Raw genomic sequence first — 18,603 nt, 5'->3', positions numbered from 1 at the left:
ACCCGCGAAAGTGGCTGGAGAGCCACTATGCGCAAGGATCCGGCCACGAGTCTAGGCTTTGCCTCATGCTTCGCCGCACTTTCGGGCCAGTGTTCGTGCTGGTCGCCTGCCTGATCAGCGGTTGCACCGCGACGTTCGACACCAGTGGCCCGCTGCCTGACGGGACTCGGCTGGTGACCGAGTCGGCCGCGACGTTGCGAGGTCAGCGCGCCGTGCGGTTCGCGCTCGGGGTCAGCGGCGAGATCCCGGGATTCGGCGTGCGGAAGATCGACGGCGAGGTCGCGGCGGACGGTTCCGCGCGCGGGCACGCCGACCTGCAGGTGTCCTCGCAGCGGCAGCAGCTCGACTATGTGCTTTCCGGCGAAAAGCTACAGACGACCGATCAAGCCGGGGTGCGGACCGAAATGCCCGCCACGTATCGGCCGGACATGGTCGTGGCACGCCTGCGCGCGCTGCTCACCAGCGCGACGGACCTGCGCACGGAAGGCCGCGAAAACCCGGGCGGGACGCTCGCGTACCGGATCGGCGGGAAGATCCCGCGCGCGACGATCTCGGCCCTGATCCCTGGTATCCAGGCCGACGTGATCGCGAAGATCTGGGTCGCGGACACGCCGTCGCACGAGCTCACCCGGATGTGGGTCCAGGTGCCCGAGGTCGCGGCGCACCGGGGCCCCGTGATGCTCGAGCTCGGGCTGACCTGGCGTTAGCAGCGAATGCCGTCGGCGGGCAGCGTTCCGTCGATCAGGTACGCCGACGCGGCTTTGTCCACGCACTGGTTTCCCTGCAGGTAGACCGTGTGCTGGGCGCCTTCGAAGGTGAGCAGGCGGCCGCCCAGCGCCTTCGCGAGATTCACGCCTGCTTGATATGGCGTCGCCGGGTCGTTGGTCGTGGAGATGACGAGCGTCGGGGCGAGCCCGTCGGCCTTCGGGGTGTGCGGCTGCGAGGTCGCGGGCACCGGCCAGGCCGCGCAGATGTCGAGTTCGGTCATGTCCGGGGTGCCGCCGTCGAGTATCGGCGCGCCCTGGAGCATGCGCTGGTGCGCGGAATCGATTTTCGCGCGATCGGTGACGCGCGGGCTGTCGACGCAGCGCACGGCGTAGTAGACGTCGATGATCCCGGCGTAGGTGCCGTCCTGGCCGCGGTCGTAGTACGAATCGGCGAGCTGGATCAGGTTCTGGCCGTTGCCGCGGGTGAGGTTGGCGAGGCCTTCGTTGAGGAAGCCCCACGCGGCCTGGCTGTAGAGCGCGGCGAGGGTGCCCGTGATGGCGTCTTCGAACGAAAGCTTGCGGGCGCCGACCTGGACCGGCTTCGTGATCAACGGCTTGACCAGGTCTTGGAACGCCTTCGTCGCACCGGCCGCATCTTTGCCGAGCGCGCAGTCCGGCCTGGTCACACAGGTCTTCGCGAATTCGTTGAAGGTGTTCTGGAAGCCGGCCATCTGCAGCACGAGTGACTCGGCGGTGTCCTGTGCCGGGTCGACGGCGCCGTCGAGCACCATCGCGCGCACCTTGGCCGGATAGGCCTCGGCGTACGCGGAACCGATCTGCGTTCCGTACGAGTAGCCGAGGTAGGTGAGCTTTTCGTCGCCGAGTGCAGCGCGCAGGATGTCCAGATCGCGCACGACGTCGCGGGTGCCGACGTTGGCGAGCATGTCCTTGCCGTGTTCGGTCCGCTCGGCGCACTTGTCGGCGTACGCCTTCGCGTCGGCGAGCTGTTTGGCCACGCCGGCGGGCGAATTGTCACTTTCGGAGTCCTCGGCGCGGTCGGCGTCGCGCTCCGCGTCGGTCAGGCACTTGATGCGGGGCTCGCTCGCGCCGACACCGCGCGGATCGAAGCCGACCAGGTCGAAGCGCTGGACGATGTCCGATTCGGGCGCGCGCTGGACGTGCCCGGCCGCCGAGCGCACGCCGGACCCGCCGGGACCGCCCGGGTCGGTGACGAGTGAGCCGATCCGCTGGTCCGGCTTGCTCGCCCGGTGCCGGAGCACCGCGATCTTGATGACGTCGCCGTCCGGCTTCGCGTAGTCGAGCGGCACGGTCAGGTGCGCGCATTCGAACTTCTTGTCCTTGAGCACCTTCTCCGCGGACGCGTCGCCGCCCGCGAACGCCGCGCATTCGCCCCACGCGAGTTTCTGCGTCGTGTACTTCTCGAGCGACTTCGCGTCCGGCGTGGGCGCAGGCGACGGCGGCACCGGCTGCGCGTTCGGCGTGCCGACCTGCGCATTCGAGCAAGCCGTCAGCAACAGGCAGACGGCGGCGGACGCGAGGACACGACGAGGAAGCATCACGCGCAGATCATCCCAGCCGGTCCGTTCGATCCGGGCTAACCGGCCGAACAGCGCGTGCCTTCCGCGGGCAAAGTGCCGTTGACCAGGTAGTCCGTGCCCGCCTTGTCGACGCACGACACGCCCTGCAGAAAGACCGTGTGCTGGGTGCCCTCGAAGGTCAGCAGGCCGCCCTTGAGCCCCTTGGCCAGGTTGACGCCGGCGTCGTACGGCGTCGCCGGGTCGTTCGTGGTCGAGATGACCAGCGTCGGGGCGAGGCCGTCGACCTTCGGCTGGTGCGGCTGCATCGTGTTCGGCACCGGCCAGAACGCGCACGCGTCGCGCGCGGCCGACTCGGGGCGGCCGTCATCGAGGAACGGCGCGACCTTCACGTACTCGCGCTGTGCCTTGAGGATGACCTCCGGGTCGGTGACACGCGGGTCGTCGACGCAGCGCACGGCTGTGAAGACGTCCTGGGTCGCCTGGTATTTGCCCTGGTCGTCGCGTTCGTTGTACATGTCGGCGAGCTTCATGAGCGTCTCGCCGCGCTGGAGTTTGAGTTCGCCCAGCGCCGCGTTGAGCGGCTCCCAGAAGTCCTTCCCGTAGAGCGCCTGGATCGTGCCGATCGTCGCATCCTCGTACGACAGTTTCCGGCCGTCGGCGACGGGCACGTGGAAGTCGATCAGCGGGCGGGTGAGGTCCTGATACGCCTTCGTCGCCTTCGCGGGGTCCTTCGCGAGCGAGCAGTCCTGGCGCGCGGCACACCACTTGGCGAATTCGTCGAACGCCTTGCCGAAGCCCCGGCCCTGCCCGACGAGTGATTCGACGGCGTCCTGCTCGGGGTCGACGGCGCCGTCGAGCACCAGCGCGCGGACGTTGGCCGGGAACGTCTCGGCGTACGTGGAGCCGATCCGCGTGCCGTACGAGTAGCCCAAATAGGTGAGTTTCTTGTCGCCGAGCGCCGAGCGGAGGATGTCGATGTCCTTCGCGACGTCACGGGTGCCGACGTTGGCGAGCATCGCGGCGCCCTTGTCGGTGCGCTGGGCGCACTTCGCGGCGAAGTCTTTCTCCTCGGCTTCCTGCTTGGCCACACCTTCGGGTGAACCGTCGGCCTCGAGGTCGTCGGCGCGCTCCGCGTCGCGTTCGGTGTCGGTCAGGCACTTGACCTGCGGTTCGCTGGCGCCGACGCCACGCGGGTCGAACCCGACGAAGTCGAAACGCTCGGCGAGCTCACCCTTGACCTTGCTCGCCAGACCGGCCGCGGCGGTCATGCCGGACGCGCCGGGCCCGCCCGGGTTGATGACCAGCGAGCCGATCCGGTTGTCCGTTTTGGTGGCCTTCCGGCGCAGCAGGCCGAGCCGGATCTTGTCGCCGTCGGGTTTCGCGTAGTCGAGCGGCACCGAAAGGTACGCGCACTGGACGCCCTTCACCCGGAATGCGGACTTCGCGTCGCTGGAAGTCGCGTAAGGTGCGCAGTCGCCCCAGGTCACGCTCTGCGCGTAGAAGGTGTCCAGCCCTGGCGGCACCGGCCCGACCGGACCATGTGACTCGGTCTCCGGCGCGGGCGGTGTGGTCGGAGTGCCCGGCGAACACGCGCTGAGCGCCAGCGCGAGCAGCGCGACGGCGACTCGGCGGGAACGGGACCTGGTGCGGGTGGGTATGGGCACGGTTTGATCGTGCCATCCGGTCGCGGAACCAAAACGCACCACCACTGCGTTGTGGGAACGGGTCGGTCGGCCGGTGAGCGAGAGCACAGACAGGAGACCAGGGGTGGCAGCACTGATCAGCCGGGTTGGCAAGCGGCTGCGCCGGATCATTCAGCGGCCGGGCAGCATCGAGCTGACCCGATACGAACCGCTGGTTCCGGCGATCGAGAAGCTCGAAGACGAGCTCGCGAAGCTTTCGGACGCGGAACTGACCGAACGCGCGGCTGAGCTGCGCGAAGGCGGGAAGTCCGGGGACGACGAGCTGATCGAGATCTGCGCGCTGGGCCGCGAGGCGGCGAGGCGGGCACTCGACGAGCGCGCGTTCGACGTGCAGCTGCTCGGCGCGATCGGCCTGCTGACCGGGCACGTGGTCCAGATGGACACCGGTGAGGGCAAGACGCTCGCCGGCGCGCTGGCCGCCGCCGGGTACGCGCTGCGCGGCAAGCGGGTGCACGTGGTCACGGTCAACGACTACCTCGCCCGTCGTGACGCCGAGTGGATGAAGCCGATCTACGACCTGCTCGGGGTCTCGGTCGGCTGGATCGAGCCGTCGCACTCGCGCGAGGAGCGCAAGCAGGCGTACGCGTCCGAGGTCACCTACGGCGCGGTCGCCGAAATCGGCTTCGACGTGCTGCGCGACCGGCTGGTCACGAACGTCGACGACCTGGTGCAGGGCGAGCCGGAGATCGCGATCGTCGACGAGGCGGACTCCGTGCTGGTCGACGAGGCACGCGTGCCGCTGGTGATGGCCGGGTCGATCGACCACACCGACGCCGACGAAGAGGTCGCGAACATCGTGCGGCGGCTGCGGCTGGGCCTGCACTACGAGACCGACTCCGACGGCCGCAACGCCTGGATGACCGACGCGGGCGCCTCGGTCGTCGCGAAGTCGCTGGGCATCGAGGTGGACGACCTGTTCAACGAGGCGGCCTCGGACCGGCTGCCCGCGGTGAACGTCGCGCTGCACGCGCACGCGCTGCTCACCCGCGACGTCGACTACATCGTGCGTGACGGCAAGGTCCAGCTGATCAACGCCGCGCGCGGCCGCGTCGCCGAGCTGCAGCGCTGGCCGGACGGCCTGCAGGCGGCCGTCGAGGCGAAGGAGCAGGTCGCGGCGACCGACCGGGGCGAGATCCTCGACTCGATCACCGTGCAGGCGCTGCTCGCGCGCTACCCCGACGTCGCGGGCATGACCGGTACCGCGGTCGCGGTCGCCGAGCAGCTGCGCGAGTTCTACAAGCTGGAAGTGGCGGTCATCCCGCCGAACACCGAGAACGTCCGTGAGGACCAGGCCGACCGGATCTTCGCCTCGCCGTCGCAGAAGCTGCGCGCGATCGAGGAGGAGATCCGCAAGGTGCACGAGACGGGCCGCCCGATCCTGGTCGGCACGCAGGACGTCGCGGAGTCCGAGGAGCTGGCCGAGAAGCTGGCCAAGGTCGACCTCGAATGCGTCGTCCTCAACGCGCGCAACGACGCCGAGGAGGCGTCGATCATCGCGGACGCGGGCAAGAAGGGCGCCGTGACCGTGTCGACCCAGATGGCCGGCCGCGGTACCGACATCCGGCTGGGCGGCAAGGACGGCGCCGGGCGCGAGGAGGTCGCCGAGCTGGGCGGGCTGCACGTGATCGGCACGGCGCGGTACCCGTCGAGCAGGCTCGACGGGCAGCTGCGCGGCCGGTCGGGACGCCAGGGCGACCCGGGCAGCGCGGTGTTCTTCGCGAGCCTGAACGACGAACTCGTGCTGTCGAACGCGCCGGACATCCCCGAAGGCATCAACACCGACGAGAACGGCGAGATCACCGCGGACGCGGCACACCGGCAGATCGACCACGCGCAGCGTGTCGCCGAGGGTGTCGACCTGGAGATCCACCGGAACACCTGGCGCTACACGCGGCTGATCGAGCGGCAGCGCGGCGATCTGCTCAAGCACCGCGACGAGGTGCTGCGGACGGCGCTGGCGGCCGAGGGGCTGGAGACCGACGAGCCGGAGAAGTACAAGGAGCTCGCGGAGAAGGTCGACGATTCCGCCAAGGTCGAGCAGATCTGCCGCGAGGTGCTGCTCTACCACATCGACCAGCTGTGGTCGGACCATCTCGCGTACCTGACCGACGTGCGCGAGAGCATCCACCTGCGTGCGCTGGCGCGGGAGACGCCGCTCGACGAGTTCCACCGCGCGGCGATCCCGGAGTTCCACAAGATCATCCCGGAGGCGGCGGCCCGCGCGGCGAAGACGCTGGTGGAGGCCGAGATCACCGACGACGGCATCGATCTGGCCGACGCGGGCGTGCGGCGCGCGAACACGACGTGGACCTACCTGGTGCACGACAACCCGTTCGACTCCGACTTCGAGCAGACGCTCAAGAAGGTGCGCTCGCTGATCAAGCGCAAGTAGGGTTTTCGGTCTGAAGCAGGGGCGTCCGCCGAGCGGGCGCCCCTGTTTATTGTTAAGGCGGAGAGGTTGGGCACGTCCGGTCGTGCGGACGCCCGCGGTTGAGCGAGAATGTGCGCATGTCGCAGCTGCGCATCGCCTTGGCCCAGGTCAACACCACTGTCGGGGACATCACCGGCAACGCAGAACTCACCGTCGAGTGGACTCGCAAAGCCGCGGAAGCCGGCGCGCATCTGGTGGTCTTCCCAGAGATGTCACTGACCGGCTACCCGGTCGAAGATCTGTCTCTGCGCAAGACTTTCGCGGAAGCGTCCAAAAGCGCACTCGAGGCGCTCGCCGTGCGTCTGGACGACGCCGGATGCGGCGAAGTGCTGACGTACGTCGGCTATTTGGACCTCGACGAGGCAGGCGTGCGCGATGCCGCGGCCGCGTTGTATCGCGGCGAGGTGGTCGCGCGGCAGTTCAAGCACCACCTGCCGAACTACGGCGTGTTCGACGAGCACCGGTATTTCAAGCCGGGCGAGACGCTGGATGTCGTGCGGTATCACGGGCTCGACATCGGCATGGTCATCTGCGAGGACATCTGGCAGGACGGCGGGCCGGTGTCGGCGCTGGGCAAGGCGGGTGTCGACCTGGTGGTCGCGCCGAACGCGTCGCCGTACGAACGCGCGAAGGACGACATCCGGTTGCCGCTGATCGCGCGGCGGGCCGCCGAGGCGGGTGCGCCGCTGGTGTACACGAACCAGGTGGGCGGGCAGGACGATCTCGTGTTCGACGGCGACTCGCTCGTGGTCGGCGCGGACGGGACGCTGCTGGCGCGGGCGCCGCAGTTCGTCGAGCACCTGCTCGTGCTCGACATGGACCTGACCGCGGGCGGGCACGCGGGCGACGGTGACCTCGCCGGGCTGCACGTGCGGCGCAAGGTGTTGAGCGAAGAGCCGATTCCGGCTTATGAAGCTTCGAAAGAGCCTGTCATCAGCGAGCCGCTCTCGGATGAGGCCGAGGTGTGGTCGGCGCTGGTCGTGGGTCTGCGCGACTACGTGCACAAGAACGGGTTCCAGTCGGTGATCTTCGGGTTCTCCGGCGGGATCGACTCGGCCGTGGTGGCCGCGCTGGCCGCGGACGCGCTGGGCGGCGACAACGTGTACGGCGTTTCGATGCCTTCGAAGTACTCGTCGGAGCACTCGAAGTCGGACGCCTCCGACCTCGCGCGGCGGATCGGCGCGCACTTCCGCGAGGAGTCCGTCGCGGACATGGTCGACGCGTACGTCTCGCAGCTGGGGCTGACCGGGCTGGCCGAGGAGAACATCCAGGCGCGTACGCGCGGGATGCTGCTGATGGCGTTGTCCAATTCGGACGGTCATCTGGTGCTGGCGACCGGGAACAAGACCGAGCTCGCGGTCGGCTACTCGACGATCTACGGCGACGCGGTCGGCGGGTTCGCGCCGATCAAGGACGTGTTCAAGACGCACGTGTGGCAACTCGCGCGCTGGCGCAACGCGGAGGCCGAGAAGCACGGCGAAACGCCGCCGATCCCGGAGAACTCGATCACCAAGCCGCCGTCGGCCGAGCTGCGGCCTGGCCAGGTCGACACCGACTCGCTGCCCGACTACGCGTTGCTCGACGACATCCTCGACGACTATGTCGAGGGCGACCGCGGGTACGCGGACCTGATCGCGGCCGGGTTCGATCCCGAGACGATCGACCGGGTGGTGCGGATGGTCGACCGGGCCGAATACAAGCGCCGCCAGTACCCGCCGGGCACCAAGATCACGTTCAAGGCATTCGGCCGTGACCGACGGCTGCCGATCACGAACGCTTGGCGCGAAGGCGAAAACTGACGCTCACGGTCTTCGGGAAGGCATGAAGGGAACATTCACGCCTTCCCGAAGATCCCCCGAAATCCACGGTACGGCCGGGGTACGACAAAACCGGGCCGGTTTTGTGTGCGTTCCCCGCGGTCGTGATCCTGGCCGAGCGGGCCACGGGGAACGGCGTCGTCGCGTTTTCCGGGCTCAGGTGAGCACGATCGGGGCGCCGGTGGCGCTCTCCATTACCGCGACCAGTCCCGGTTCGTGATGGGGCCGGACGAGCAGTTCGAGGCCCAGCGCCTGCAAAGCGCGATGCACGCGTGCGGGCTGCGGATGGACGCCGGTGAAGGCGAGCAACGGGATCTCCGGCAGCGGGCGGCTGGTCGGATGCGGCGTCCCGCCCCAATCGATCAGGAACGGGACCAGCCCGCCGCCCTTGCCGGACCAGGTGAGCCGCCACGACAGCAACTCGCCGTCCGCGGCGCGGCGCGACATCGCGCGCGCCTCGCCCGGGTCGAAACCCCGTGCCCGTGCGGTGGCGATGACCTGGTCGATCGCGGGTGTCCGGACCGACCAGGCCACCAGCTTCGGCGCGGTGAGCGCGTCAATGCCGAACGGGCGCGGGTGCTCGGGCTCCGGCTGCGCCGGGTCAGGGCCGATGATCTCGAGATACGCGCGGCCGCCGAGCGCGACCAGGTAGTTCGCCGTGCCGAGTCCGACATGGCTGCCGCCGGGCACCGGGGCGACGCCGGTCAGCTCGGTGAGGCGGATGACCGCGTCCGCCAGATCCGGGCCCGCGTAGACCAGGTGGTCGAGAGGCATCGTGGCCGTCGTCGTCATGGTCTCGCGCCCACCGCCGTGACCGCGTTGACGACCCCGGCGCCGTAGAACGTGTTGCCGGTACGCGCCGGTTCGCACACGGCGTCGGGCTTGCCGTCGCCGTTCGGGTCGTACAGTGCCGGGCACGGCATCGGCGTCGCGCCGGAGAGCAGCGCGCGTTTGACGCGGTCGGCGCTCCACCACGGATGCGTGCTCGCGATCAGCGCGGCGACACCCGCCGCGTGCGGCGCGGCCATCGACGTGCCACTCGCGGTCCGGTACTGCCCTCCCGGCCAGGTCGACCAGACGCGCACGCCCGGCGCGGACACCGCGATCTTGGTGGCCGAGTAGTTGGAGAAACTGGCCTTCGCGAGCTTCTCGTCGAGCGCGCCGGTGCCGACGACGCCCGGCAGCTCGTGCGGGAGGCGGATGCAGCTCGGGTCGATCGGGCGGCTGACCGGGGTGCTGTCGACCGGGCTTTCGGTGTCGACGGTCCGCTTGTCGAGGTTGATGCCCGCGTTGCCGCCGGAAGCGACGACGAGGACGTCTTTTCGCTGCGCGTAGGCGACCGCACGACCCACCGCGAGCTTGATCGCGGCCTGGTCGATCTGGTTGTCGCAGGCGTAGTACCAGGGCAGCGTGCGGTAGCTGTTGCTCGCGACGCTGAAGCCGTGTTCGGCGGCCCAGACGAAACCACAGACGACGGCTTCGGGCGCCTCGTGGTCGTCGGTCTCGGCGAGTTTCACCGCGGCGAGGCGGACTCCCGGCGCGATACCGACGACGCCCGCGCCGTCCCGCGCGGCCGCGATGGTGCCGGAGACGTGTGTGCCGTGACCGTCCAGCGTCGGCCGCCAGGCGTTGACGCTGCGGTCGGCCCAGCCGGACAAGCACGAGATCGAGTTACGACGGTCGAAAGCGCCCGAAAGATCCGGGTGGGTGTCGTCCACGCCCGTGTCGAGCACCCCGACGACGACCTTTCGGCTGCCTTGGGTGACCTCGTGCGCTTTGTCGAGCCCGAGCGCGGGCGCGTCCCACGCGGTGCCCTCGGCGGGCGGGACCGCCGTCGAACCAGGGCCCGTGTATTTCACGTCCGTACGCGGGCGGAAGAACTCGACCGGGATCTTCGCCGTGCGCGTCGCGCCGACGGCGTCGATACCGGGCACGTGCCGCACCTTCGCCGCGAAATCGTCCTTCGCGGAGTACGCAACGACGACGCCGACCTGCGGGTACGACGACACGACGGTGCCACCGGCCTGCCTTACGGCGCGTTCGGCCCACCACGTCCGCAGCCGGTTCGCGCCGGTCACCACGACGAACGGTGTCACGAGCGTGCCGGGCGCCTCGGCGACCGCGGGTTCACTGGTGAGGCTCACCGCCTGCTCGTCGGGCGCGGCGGCGGCCACCGACGGCACCGCCAATCCCGCTCCGAGCAGCGACACCGCCACGGCGGCTCGCAACGTTCCACTGAACCTGTGTCCCACGAAGACCCCTCCCGGATACCGGCATTTCGCTCACCCGAACCTACTGAGTTCGCCGGTCACCGGTAGCCGCCGTTGGTCGTAAGCAGCCTGCGCACGGCCATGGGCGAATGGCCGCTGTGCTCGCGCATCGTGCGCGTGAGATGGGCTTGATCGGCGAACCCGAGTTCGGCCGCCAGCTGCGCGAGCGCGGTGTCCCCAGCCGCGAGCCGGTCGAGCGCACGGCTGACACGTACGCGATTGCGATACCTGGTCAGCGAAACCCCGGTCGCCCGGGAGAACGCCCGGCTCAGCCGAAACGGTGACACCCCGAAGTGCTCGGCGAGCGGCACCAGGCCCAACGCGGCCGGATGGTCCGCGAGGACCGCTTCGCGCGCCGACGCGACCAAACGCGCGTCCGTGTGCTCGGGCGGCTCCGCGCCGACCGCGAGCACGAGCAGCCGGACCAAGTGCTCCGCGAGCGCGTAGTCGACGTCCTCCGTGGCACGCAGCAGGCGCCGATGGGTCAGTTCGACGCGCGCGTCGACGTAGATCGCGCGGGCGGCCACGTGCTCCCCCGCGATCGACCGCCACAACTCCGGGGTGAATTCGAGCGAAGTGCAGACATCACCGCCGTCGGGATGCGCAAACTGCTCTTCGGCGTCCGGGGTGCTGAAGTAGGCCGAGGTCGTGTCGACGTCCGCGGTTCGGCCGTCGGCGCGCCGGCGGAACCGGCCACGCCGGGCGAGCACCACGCCGAAACGGCCGCCGGGTTCTGGCGCCGACCAGCGCGTGTGGTCGTCATGACAGGTCACCGTCGAGACGGAGAACCCAGGTCGGCGTGCGATTTCGACGGCCGTGCGCATGGCGCGCAAGCTACCCGCGGGGCCCGACAGTTCCGGGGCCGCAAAGATCTTCAATACTCCGCGGGCCGGGCTAAGCAGGCTGATGCCACCTCGACAGAGAAGGAGTGGCGCGATGCTCACCTCGACCACGATCACCCTCGACTGCGCCGACGCCGGCAAACTCGCCGATTTCTACCAGCGGCTCACCGGCTGGAAACTCGACGGCACGACGTTGAGCAACGGCTCGATCGACCTCGGCTTCCAGGAGCTGGACGGCTACGAAGGCCCCGGCTGGCCGGGCGCCAAACACGTCCATTTCGATTTCACGGTCGACAACCTTGCCGAAGCGACCGAACACGCGCTCGCGATCGGCGCGGCGAAGCCCGATTTCCAGCCTGGTGGCACCGAATGGGTCGTGCTCACCGATCCCGACGGCCACCCGTTCTGTCTCGTAGCCTGAACACATGCCTGACTCCACCGACGTGCTGGGATGCGCGATGTTCGGCACGGCGATCGGCTCGTGCGGGATCGCGTGGGGCGAGCGCGGGATCGTCGGCGTCTGGCTGCCGGAAAGCAGCGAGGCCAAGACCCGCGCCCACCTCGCTCGGCTCGGCGCGCCCGAACTGGAACCGCCGGACGCCGTCCGCAAGGCCATCGACGACATCGTCAACTTGCTGACCGGAACGCCGAACAACCTCGCGGACGTCGTCGTCGACCTCGGCGGCGTGCCGGAGTTCCATCAGCGGGTCTACGAGATCGCGCGCAGGATCCCGCCGGGCAAGACGCTCACCTACGGCGACATCGCACACGAGCTCGGCATGCCGGGCTCGGCGCAGGCCGTCGGCCAGGCGCTGGGCCGCAATCCCGTGCCGATCGTCGTTCCGTGCCACCGCGTCCTCGCCGCGGGCGGCAAGGACGGCGGTTTCTCCGCACCGGGCGGCGTAAGCACGAAACGGCGGATGCTCGTGATCGAGGGCGCGCTGGCCGACGAGCCGACGCTGTTCTAGCTCGTCGCGTCAGCCGGGCTCCACGGCTTCATCCACGGCGTCTCCGGCCAGTTCTCGGCGGCGGCCAGCAGCGGCATCGCGGTCGCGCCGTCGATGTGCTCACGGACGAGGTCCGCGTGCCCGGCGTGGCGCGCGGTCTCCTGGATCAGGTGCAGCAGCACCCAGCGCACCGACCAGGCCTCGATGTCCGGCGGGAACCACGGGATGCCCTTCGGTACCGGAACCGCCTGTCCGAGGTCCTCGATGCCCGCGATGACCTCCTCGGTGCGCCGCGCGACCTCTTCGTAGCGCGAAAGGACACCTTCGAGCGTCTCGTCCTCGAGCAGGCGGAACCCGTTCGCGTAGTCGTCCTGCGAATCCGCAGCCGGCTTGATCGGCTTCTGAAGCACGATGTCGATCCAGCCGTCTTCGACCTCCGAGACGTGCTTGATAAGGCCACCGACGCTCAGCGTGCTCGACGTCGGTGTCGCCCGCGCCTGCTCGTCGGTCAGCCCGTAGGCCGCGGTCCGGATGACCAGCCGCTGCTGCGCGACGAACTGAAGCAGGCCGTCGCGCTCATCGGCGACCGGCCCAACGTTTCCTGCCATGTCTTCCTCCCAGATATGGTGAGGAGCATCTTGGCATCAGCCGCCCGCGAAATCCGCCGATCGGCCATTTGCGCTGACCATGTGCCGGTCACGAAAGAGATACGCGGCGCCGATCCCGAGCAGCACGGCCCGCAGGACCATCTGCAGCCTGGTCACGAGCCCGACGTACTGGCCGCTCCCGAGCGAGTCGAGCAGCAGCACCCCGAGCCACGTCGCCAGCACCAGCAGCAACCCGATGAACGCCGACGCCCGCCAGCCCGGCGGCCACCACAGCGCCAGCGAAGCCTCGCCGACCACGAAGACGAGATTCGTCAGCAGCGTCACCCACGGGCTCTGCGGGAACAGCGCGCCCGCCACCACGGTGACCCCGAGCAGCGCGACCGTGGCCGCGGTGAGCCTGGCGAGCCAGTGCAACGGGGACAATCGCATCAGCGGCAGACCCGAAAGGATCAGCGCGCCGCCCGCGAAGATCTGGACGTACTTGAACAGCGGCCCGAACCGCTGGCTGTCCAGATAGAGGTGCTCGACTCTGACGTGGATCGGCGACAGCCCGGTGGGCAGGAAGAACTCCAGCACCCACGCGACGTAGCCCAGCATCCCGATGCCGAGCAGGGCCACCGCCAACACCCGAGCCGACTGCACGTGCACAATCTAGTGTGCCGCGCCGGAAATTCGTAAAAACGAATTTCCGGCGCGAGACACTAGGACATGCCCTAGGCGTGCGGACGTACGAACGGGAAGAGCACCGTCTGCCGGATCGACGCGCCGGTCAGCATCATCAGCAACCGGTCGATGCCCAGGCCGAGGCCGCCGGTCGGGGGCATGCCGTGCTCGAGCGCGAGCAGGAAGTCCTCGTCCAGCTCCATCGCCTCGACGTCGCCGCTGGCCGCGCGCAGCGACTGCGCCTCCAGCCGTCGCCGCTGCTCCAGCGGATCCGTGAGCTCGGTATAGGCCGTGCCGACCTCGGAACCGAACGCGATCAGGTCCCACCGCTCGGCCAGCCGCGGGTCGACCCGGTGCTGGCGGGTGAGCGGAGAGACATCGGTCGGGTAGTCGGTGTAGAAGGTCGGCATCACGGTCGACGCCTCGACGAGGTGTTCGTGCGCCTTCAGCACCAGATCACCATGACCCGCTTCATCCGAAACGGCGATCCCGTGCGCGCGGCACAGCTCGCGCAGCTTCTCGACGGACGTGCCGGCGTCGATCTGCTCGCCGAGCTTCGCCGAGACGGCCTCGTGCACCGGGATGACCGGCCAGTCACCCGAGATGTCGTATTCGACGAGCCTGCCGTCGGGACCGGGCCGCCGCACCACCTGCGCGCCGTACGCGGCTTCGGCGGCGTGCTGGATGAGCTCACGGGTCAGCGTGCGCATCGTGTCGTAGTCGGCGTACGCCTGGTACGCCTCGAGCATGGTGAACTCGGGGTTGTGCGTGGCGTCGACGCCCTCGTTGCGGAAGTTGCGGTTGAGCTCGAACACCCGCTCCACGCCGGCGACGCACAGCCGCTTGAGGTAGAGCTCCGGTGCGATCCGCAGGTACATCCGCATGTCGTAGGCGTTGATGTGGGTGACGAACGGCCGCGCGTTCGCGCCGCCGTGCACCGTCTGCAGCATCGGCGTCTCGACTTCGAGGTAGTCGCGGTGGTGCAGCCGCTCGCGCACCGCGCGCACGACCGTGGACCGCAGCCGCAGCATGTTCGTCGAGTCCGGGTTGACCACCAGGTCGAGATAGCGCTGGCGGACGCGGGTCTCCGGGTCGGTGAGCCCCTTGCGTTTGTCCGGCAGCGGGTGCAGGCATTTCGCGGTCACGGTCCACTCGTCGACGAGAACGGACAGTTCGCCGCGCTTCGAGGTGACGACCTGGCCGCTGACGCCCACGTGGTCGCCGAGGTCGATCCCGGCACGCCAGTCGGTGAGGTCCAGTGTGGACGCGTCGAGCATCAGCTGGAGCTCGCCGGAGAAGTCACGGACCTCGGCGAAGGCGAGCCCACCGTGGTTGCGCAACGCGATCACCCGGCCGGCGACGCGCACGCGATGCCCGGTCAGGGTGTCCGGGGGCAGCCCGGCGAACTTCTTGACGACGTCGCCGAGCAGGTCCTCGCGCTCGAACCCGGCCGGATACGGATCGCGTCCGGATTCACGCAGCTTGGCGAGCTTGTCGATGCGGACGCGGACCTGTTCGGGCCTGCGGGCCTGCTTGGGCGCGAGCCGTGCGGCGTCCTCGTCGATCTGCTTCACCTGCGCGACGAACTCGTCGGTGACCGTCTCCAGCCGCAGCGCGCGCGAGGCGCCCGTCGGCACGAAGCCTTCCAGCGCGCCCGCGACGATGCTGACCCTGACCAGGCGCCGCGCCGACGAGTAGCAGAGGAAACGGGGCTGCCAGAACGGCCCGTACTTCGCGTTCGAGCGGTACAGCGACTCGAGCTGGAAGAACCGCGAGGCGACGCTGAGCACCGAGCGCCACAACCGCAGGATCGGGCCGGCGCCGATGCGCTCGCCCTCGGCGAAGACCGCGCGGAACATCGCGAAGTTGAGCGAGATCTGCTGCGCGCCGAGCTGCGAACTCGCCTCGACGACGGCGGCGATCATGTATTCGTTGAGCCCGTTCTCGGCGTCGCGGTCGCGGCGCATGAGGTCGAGCGAGAGGCCGCGGCGGCCCCATGGCACGAACGACAGGAGCCCGCGCAGGTCGCCCTTGGCGTCGTAGGCCTCGACCATGACGCTGCGGCCGTCGCTCGGGTCGCCGAGGCGCCCGAGCGCCATCGAGAATCCGCGTTCGGTCTCGTTGCCGCGCCAATGCTGCGCCCTGGCGAGCAGTTCGGCCATCTCGTCTTCGGGGATCTCGCCGTGGCGGCGGACCTGCGTCGTGTAACCGGCCCGTTCGATCCGCTTCACGGCCTGGCGCATCGAACGGCGCTCGGGCCCGGCCAACGAGAAGTCGCGGACGTCGAGGATCGCCTCGTCGCCGATCTCGAGCGCGCGCAGCCCGGCGTCGGTGTACACCTTCGCGCCGCGCTCGCTCGCGCCGAGCACACCGGGCGTCCAGCCGTAGGTGTAGGTCTCGGAGAGCCAAGCCTGAACCGCCTCCGGCCAGGCCTCGGGATCGCCGATCGGGTCGGCGCTGGCCACGCTCGTGCCCGCGAGCACGCGATACGTGACCGCGGCGCGGCCGGACGGCGCGAAGACGACGCTCTTGTCCCTTCGCGTCGCGAAGTAGCCCAACGAGTCGTCCTCGCCGTGTTCGGCGAGGAGTTTGCGTACGCGGAGCTCTTCCACGTCGGTGCGCAGGCGACGGCTGCGCACACCGCGGAACAGCGCGTACAGCGCGGCCGCGGCGACGAGCGTCGCGCTGACGTCGAGCAGCCCGTCGAGCCACGCGGGCCCGGCGTGGGTGCCCCGGAACCGGATCAGCTCGCCGGTCGTGTGGTTGAAGACCCAGGCCAGCCGCTCGAAGGTGTTCTCGAGCCTGCCGGGGAACGCCTCGGTCAGCGCCCAGCCGATGAGCATGACCCCGGCCAGGCCGCCGAGCAGAACGGTCACGCCGTCACGCCACGCGGTCGGCGCGAGCCGGGCCGGGAACGCCGGGCGGATCATCAGCAGGAACGCGATCAGCGCGATCGAGAGCAGGTCGGCCAGCGTGAGCACCCAGAGGATGCCGGGGATGTGCCGGATCTGCCTGGCCGAAAGCACCAGCTCCGGCGTCAGGTACACGAACGCCTGCATCACGATCGTGTAGAGCAGACTGCCGACCTGGAACAGGATGAAGGTGTAGAGCGCCGCGGTCTTGCGGCGGCGCAGCGCGGCGCCCAGCACGAACAGCAGGACGACGATGATCAGGCTCGGGCTCATCGGGATGCCGAACACCCAGAACGCCGTCTGCACGTTCGTGCCCAGTTTGCCCTTGATCCCGCCCGCCAGCAGGTACAGCAGTGAGAACACCGCGCCGAGCTGTACGGCGGTGGCGACGATGCCGCCTGCCTTGCGCTTCCACTGCGGCACGTCCGCCACGCGTTCGCGTGGAGTTGCCCTCGGGTGACCCATCCTGACCTTTCGCGACTTTTCCGAGCAAGTCATGTGCTACGACGTCAGTGAACCCTCACGGGTTGTCCCCCGGCGTCATCCAGAAGTCTCATTCGGTGGCTACATCGTTCCCCGGACGGATGAGCGGGTGTGCGCTGGGTACCCCTTCGCAGGTGACGGACTGCACAACTCCAGCGTGTGAAGCTGGTCGCACGGTATTGGGGCCGTCTTCGGCGCGTGTCACGCTTTGTGAGTTCACAAGCTCCACGACCCAGGGACCTCGGGAGCCGAGGCCTTGAGGGAAGGACGGTCGACGACGATGTCAGCCACCAGCGATTCCGGCCCGGAGGTAGCGGCGCCGTACGGAACGGGCCCTTCGGACCAGGCGGCCAAGCCGGTCAAGAAGGTGCGTATCCATCACCTGCGTGAGCTCAAGGAGCGCGGCGAGCCGTGGCCGATGCTCACCGCCTACGACATGTACACCGCCGAGCTGTTCGACGAGGCCGGGATCCCCGTGCTGCTCGTCGGCGACTCGGCCGCGAACAATGTGTTCGGTTACGACACCTCGCTGCCGGTGACGGTGGACGAGCTGCTGCCTCTGGTCCGCGGCGTGACGCGTTCGGTCAAGCGGGCGCTGGTCGTGGCCGACCTGCCGTTCGGCTCGTATCAGCTCTCGCCCGAGCAGGCGCTGGCCACATCGGTGCGGTTCATGAAGGAAGGCCGCGCGCACGCGGTGAAGCTCGAAGGCGGCCGCCGGTTCGCCGCGCACGTGGAGGCGCTGACCTCGGCGGGCGTGCCGGTGATGGGCCACATCGGATTCACTCCGCAGAGCGAGCACAATCTGGGCGGGTACCGCGTGCAGGGGCGCGGCGAAGCGGCAGAGGTGCTGCTCGCCGACGCGCTGGCCCTGCAGGAGGCTGGCGCGTTCGCGGTCGTCATGGAGATGGTGCCCGCGGAGGCGGCCAAGCGGGTCACGCACGAACTGAAGATCCCGACGGTCGGCATCGGCGCCGGGCCCGACTGTGACGCGCAGGTGCTCGTCTGGCAGGACATGGCCGGACTGCGTCGCGGCAAGGCCCCGCGCTTCGTGAAGCGGTACGCGGATGTCGCCGGGGTGCTCTCCCAGGCGGCGACGGCGTTCGCCGACGAGGTGCGGCGGGGTGAATTCCCCGCCTCGGAGCACGCTTTCCACTGAGTCGCCGAATACCACGCCGCGCCCCGAGACATCCGATGTCTCGGGGCGCGGCTTTATGTCATCCCGATCATCGCCGCGCTTATTCATGTATATGAACAACAATCATGTCCTTGACGGCATTCGAGGCGTGGATTAGCGTTTAGTCCACCGCCGCCACGGGATCAAGCACCGCAGAAACCTCGAAGAGGAGGAATCTTGCTGCGTTTTCGTGAGCGAGCTCAGGTCACCCGGCCGAGTGCCGGCCCGCCGCCCGCGTGGCAGGTGGCGCCGGTGAACGCGGTGGTGACCGTCGGCGCGCGGAGCCGGCAAGAGACTTTCCTTCGCAATACCCACCCGAGTCCGTCCTACCTGGGGAAAGCCAGAGCGGGCAACGAAAATCGTGCCGCCGGCGAGGCGACGGGCACGGGTGGGGAATTCGCGCACACCGCCGACATGACGGCGCGTTAGGCGCGAACCCGAGACGGGGGCCCGCTCAGCCCGGCGGCGGGGGCGGGCCCCCACCTTT

General features: G+C 69.2%; 15 protein-coding genes. 7 read left to right on the top strand and 8 right to left on the bottom strand.

Features of this window, described 5'->3' with window-relative positions; genetic code table 11:
- Nucleotides 1–65: 65 nt before the first annotated feature.
- A complete protein-coding gene (locus AB5J62_RS05050; protein WP_370946936.1) occupies nt 66–707 on the top strand; it encodes an LppX_LprAFG lipoprotein in 642 nt (213 codons plus the stop codon).
- Here AB5J62_RS05050 and AB5J62_RS05045 read toward each other — a convergent pair.
- Nucleotides 704–2,284, bottom strand: coding sequence for an alpha/beta hydrolase (locus tag AB5J62_RS05045; protein WP_370950187.1), 1,581 nt, complete (start codon nt 2,282–2,284; stop codon nt 704–706). The genes AB5J62_RS05050 and AB5J62_RS05045 overlap by 4 nt on opposite strands.
- Nucleotides 2,285–2,322: 38 nt before the next feature.
- Nucleotides 2,323–3,930, bottom strand: a complete 1,608-nt coding sequence (locus tag AB5J62_RS05040; protein WP_370946935.1) for an alpha/beta hydrolase — start codon at nt 3,928–3,930, stop codon at nt 2,323–2,325.
- Nucleotides 3,931–4,033: 103 nt separating this feature from the next.
- Here AB5J62_RS05040 and secA2 point away from each other — a divergent pair, with 103 nt between their 5' ends.
- Together secA2 and AB5J62_RS05030 are read left to right on the top strand one after the other, a co-directional pair.
- A complete protein-coding gene (gene secA2 / locus AB5J62_RS05035; RefSeq protein WP_370946934.1) occupies nt 4,034–6,361 on the top strand; it encodes an accessory Sec system translocase SecA2 in 2,328 nt (775 codons plus the stop codon).
- Nucleotides 6,362–6,477: 116 nt separating this feature from the next.
- The gene (locus AB5J62_RS05030) at nt 6,478–8,199 is read left to right on the top strand and encodes an NAD+ synthase (RefSeq protein ID WP_370946933.1); all 1,722 of its coding nucleotides are present in this window, start codon (nt 6,478–6,480) and stop codon (nt 8,197–8,199) included.
- A gap of 174 nt (nt 8,200–8,373) precedes the next feature.
- Here the strand turns inward: AB5J62_RS05030 and AB5J62_RS05025 are convergent, their stop codons facing one another.
- The 3 genes from AB5J62_RS05025 to AB5J62_RS05015 form a co-directional block, all read right to left on the bottom strand.
- Nucleotides 8,374–9,009 carry a VOC family protein gene (locus AB5J62_RS05025; RefSeq protein WP_370946932.1) on the bottom strand — a complete coding sequence of 212 codons (636 nt, stop codon included), beginning with the start codon at nt 9,007–9,009 and terminating at the stop codon, nt 8,374–8,376.
- Nucleotides 9,006–10,445, bottom strand: a complete 1,440-nt coding sequence (locus AB5J62_RS05020; protein ID WP_370946931.1) for a S8 family serine peptidase — start codon at nt 10,443–10,445, stop codon at nt 9,006–9,008. Before AB5J62_RS05020 ends, AB5J62_RS05025 begins: the two co-directional genes overlap by 4 nt.
- An 80-nt stretch (nt 10,446–10,525) precedes the next feature.
- On the bottom strand, nt 10,526–11,311 hold the full coding sequence (locus AB5J62_RS05015; RefSeq protein ID WP_370946930.1) for a helix-turn-helix domain-containing protein: 786 nt from the start codon (nt 11,309–11,311) through the stop codon (nt 10,526–10,528).
- Between the two features lie 112 nt (nt 11,312–11,423).
- On the opposite strand from AB5J62_RS05015, the gene AB5J62_RS05010 reads away from it, so the two are divergent.
- Nucleotides 11,424–11,750 (top strand): VOC family protein, encoded by a 327-nt coding sequence (locus AB5J62_RS05010; RefSeq protein ID WP_370946929.1) that lies wholly within the window; start codon nt 11,424–11,426, stop codon nt 11,748–11,750.
- Nucleotides 11,751–11,754: 4 nt separating this feature from the next.
- Nucleotides 11,755–12,297 (top strand): methylated-DNA--[protein]-cysteine S-methyltransferase, encoded by a 543-nt coding sequence (locus AB5J62_RS05005; RefSeq protein WP_370946928.1) that lies wholly within the window; start codon nt 11,755–11,757, stop codon nt 12,295–12,297.
- On the opposite strand, the gene AB5J62_RS05000 is transcribed toward AB5J62_RS05005, so the two are convergent.
- The 3 genes from AB5J62_RS05000 to lysX form a co-directional block, all read right to left on the bottom strand.
- Nucleotides 12,294–12,884, bottom strand: coding sequence for a DinB family protein (locus AB5J62_RS05000; protein WP_370946927.1), 591 nt, complete (start codon nt 12,882–12,884; stop codon nt 12,294–12,296). The two genes, AB5J62_RS05005 and AB5J62_RS05000, sit on opposite strands and share 4 nt — an antisense overlap.
- A gap of 36 nt (nt 12,885–12,920) precedes the next feature.
- Nucleotides 12,921–13,526, bottom strand: a complete 606-nt coding sequence (locus tag AB5J62_RS04995) for a hypothetical protein (RefSeq protein WP_370946926.1) — start codon at nt 13,524–13,526, stop codon at nt 12,921–12,923.
- Nucleotides 13,527–13,597: 71 nt separating this feature from the next.
- On the bottom strand, nt 13,598–16,891 hold the full coding sequence (gene lysX / locus AB5J62_RS04990; RefSeq protein ID WP_370946925.1) for a bifunctional lysylphosphatidylglycerol synthetase/lysine--tRNA ligase LysX: 3,294 nt from the start codon (nt 16,889–16,891) through the stop codon (nt 13,598–13,600).
- 331 nt (nt 16,892–17,222) lie between these two features.
- Here lysX and panB point away from each other — a divergent pair, with 331 nt between their 5' ends.
- Both panB and AB5J62_RS04980 read left to right on the top strand, forming a co-directional pair.
- Nucleotides 17,223–18,098: a 3-methyl-2-oxobutanoate hydroxymethyltransferase gene (panB, locus tag AB5J62_RS04985; RefSeq protein ID WP_370946924.1), complete on the top strand. Its 876-nt coding sequence runs from the start codon at nt 17,223–17,225 to the stop codon at nt 18,096–18,098.
- A 195-nt stretch (nt 18,099–18,293) separates the two neighbouring features.
- The gene (locus AB5J62_RS04980) at nt 18,294–18,545 is read left to right on the top strand and encodes a hypothetical protein (RefSeq protein ID WP_370946923.1); all 252 of its coding nucleotides are present in this window, start codon (nt 18,294–18,296) and stop codon (nt 18,543–18,545) included.
- Nucleotides 18,546–18,603 lie beyond the last annotated feature (58 nt).

Origin of the sequence: Amycolatopsis sp. cg5 (assembly GCF_041346955.1) — a bacterium.
GTDB lineage: Bacteria > Actinomycetota > Actinomycetes > Mycobacteriales > Pseudonocardiaceae > Amycolatopsis.
The sequence above is the reverse complement of the archived record's forward strand: the minus strand, read 5'-3'. Positions and strand labels throughout refer to the sequence as shown.

Coding starts and splice junctions, on each gene's coding strand:
- AB5J62_RS05050 (WP_370946936.1), top strand. CDS start 66: ATGCTTCGCCGCACTTTCGGGCCAGTGTTCGTGCTGGTCGCCTGCCTG.
- AB5J62_RS05045 (WP_370950187.1), bottom strand. CDS start 2,284: ATGCTTCCTCGTCGTGTCCTCGCGTCCGCCGCCGTCTGCCTGTTGCTG.
- AB5J62_RS05030 (WP_370946933.1), top strand. CDS start 6,478: ATGTCGCAGCTGCGCATCGCCTTGGCCCAGGTCAACACCACTGTCGGG.
- AB5J62_RS05025 (WP_370946932.1), bottom strand. CDS start 9,009: ATGACGACGACGGCCACGATGCCTCTCGACCACCTGGTCTACGCGGGC.
- AB5J62_RS05015 (WP_370946930.1), bottom strand. CDS start 11,311: ATGCGCACGGCCGTCGAAATCGCACGCCGACCTGGGTTCTCCGTCTCG.
- AB5J62_RS05010 (WP_370946929.1), top strand. CDS start 11,424: ATGCTCACCTCGACCACGATCACCCTCGACTGCGCCGACGCCGGCAAA.
- AB5J62_RS05005 (WP_370946928.1), top strand. CDS start 11,755: ATGCCTGACTCCACCGACGTGCTGGGATGCGCGATGTTCGGCACGGCG.
- AB5J62_RS05000 (WP_370946927.1), bottom strand. CDS start 12,884: ATGGCAGGAAACGTTGGGCCGGTCGCCGATGAGCGCGACGGCCTGCTT.
- panB (WP_370946924.1), top strand. CDS start 17,223: ATGTCAGCCACCAGCGATTCCGGCCCGGAGGTAGCGGCGCCGTACGGA.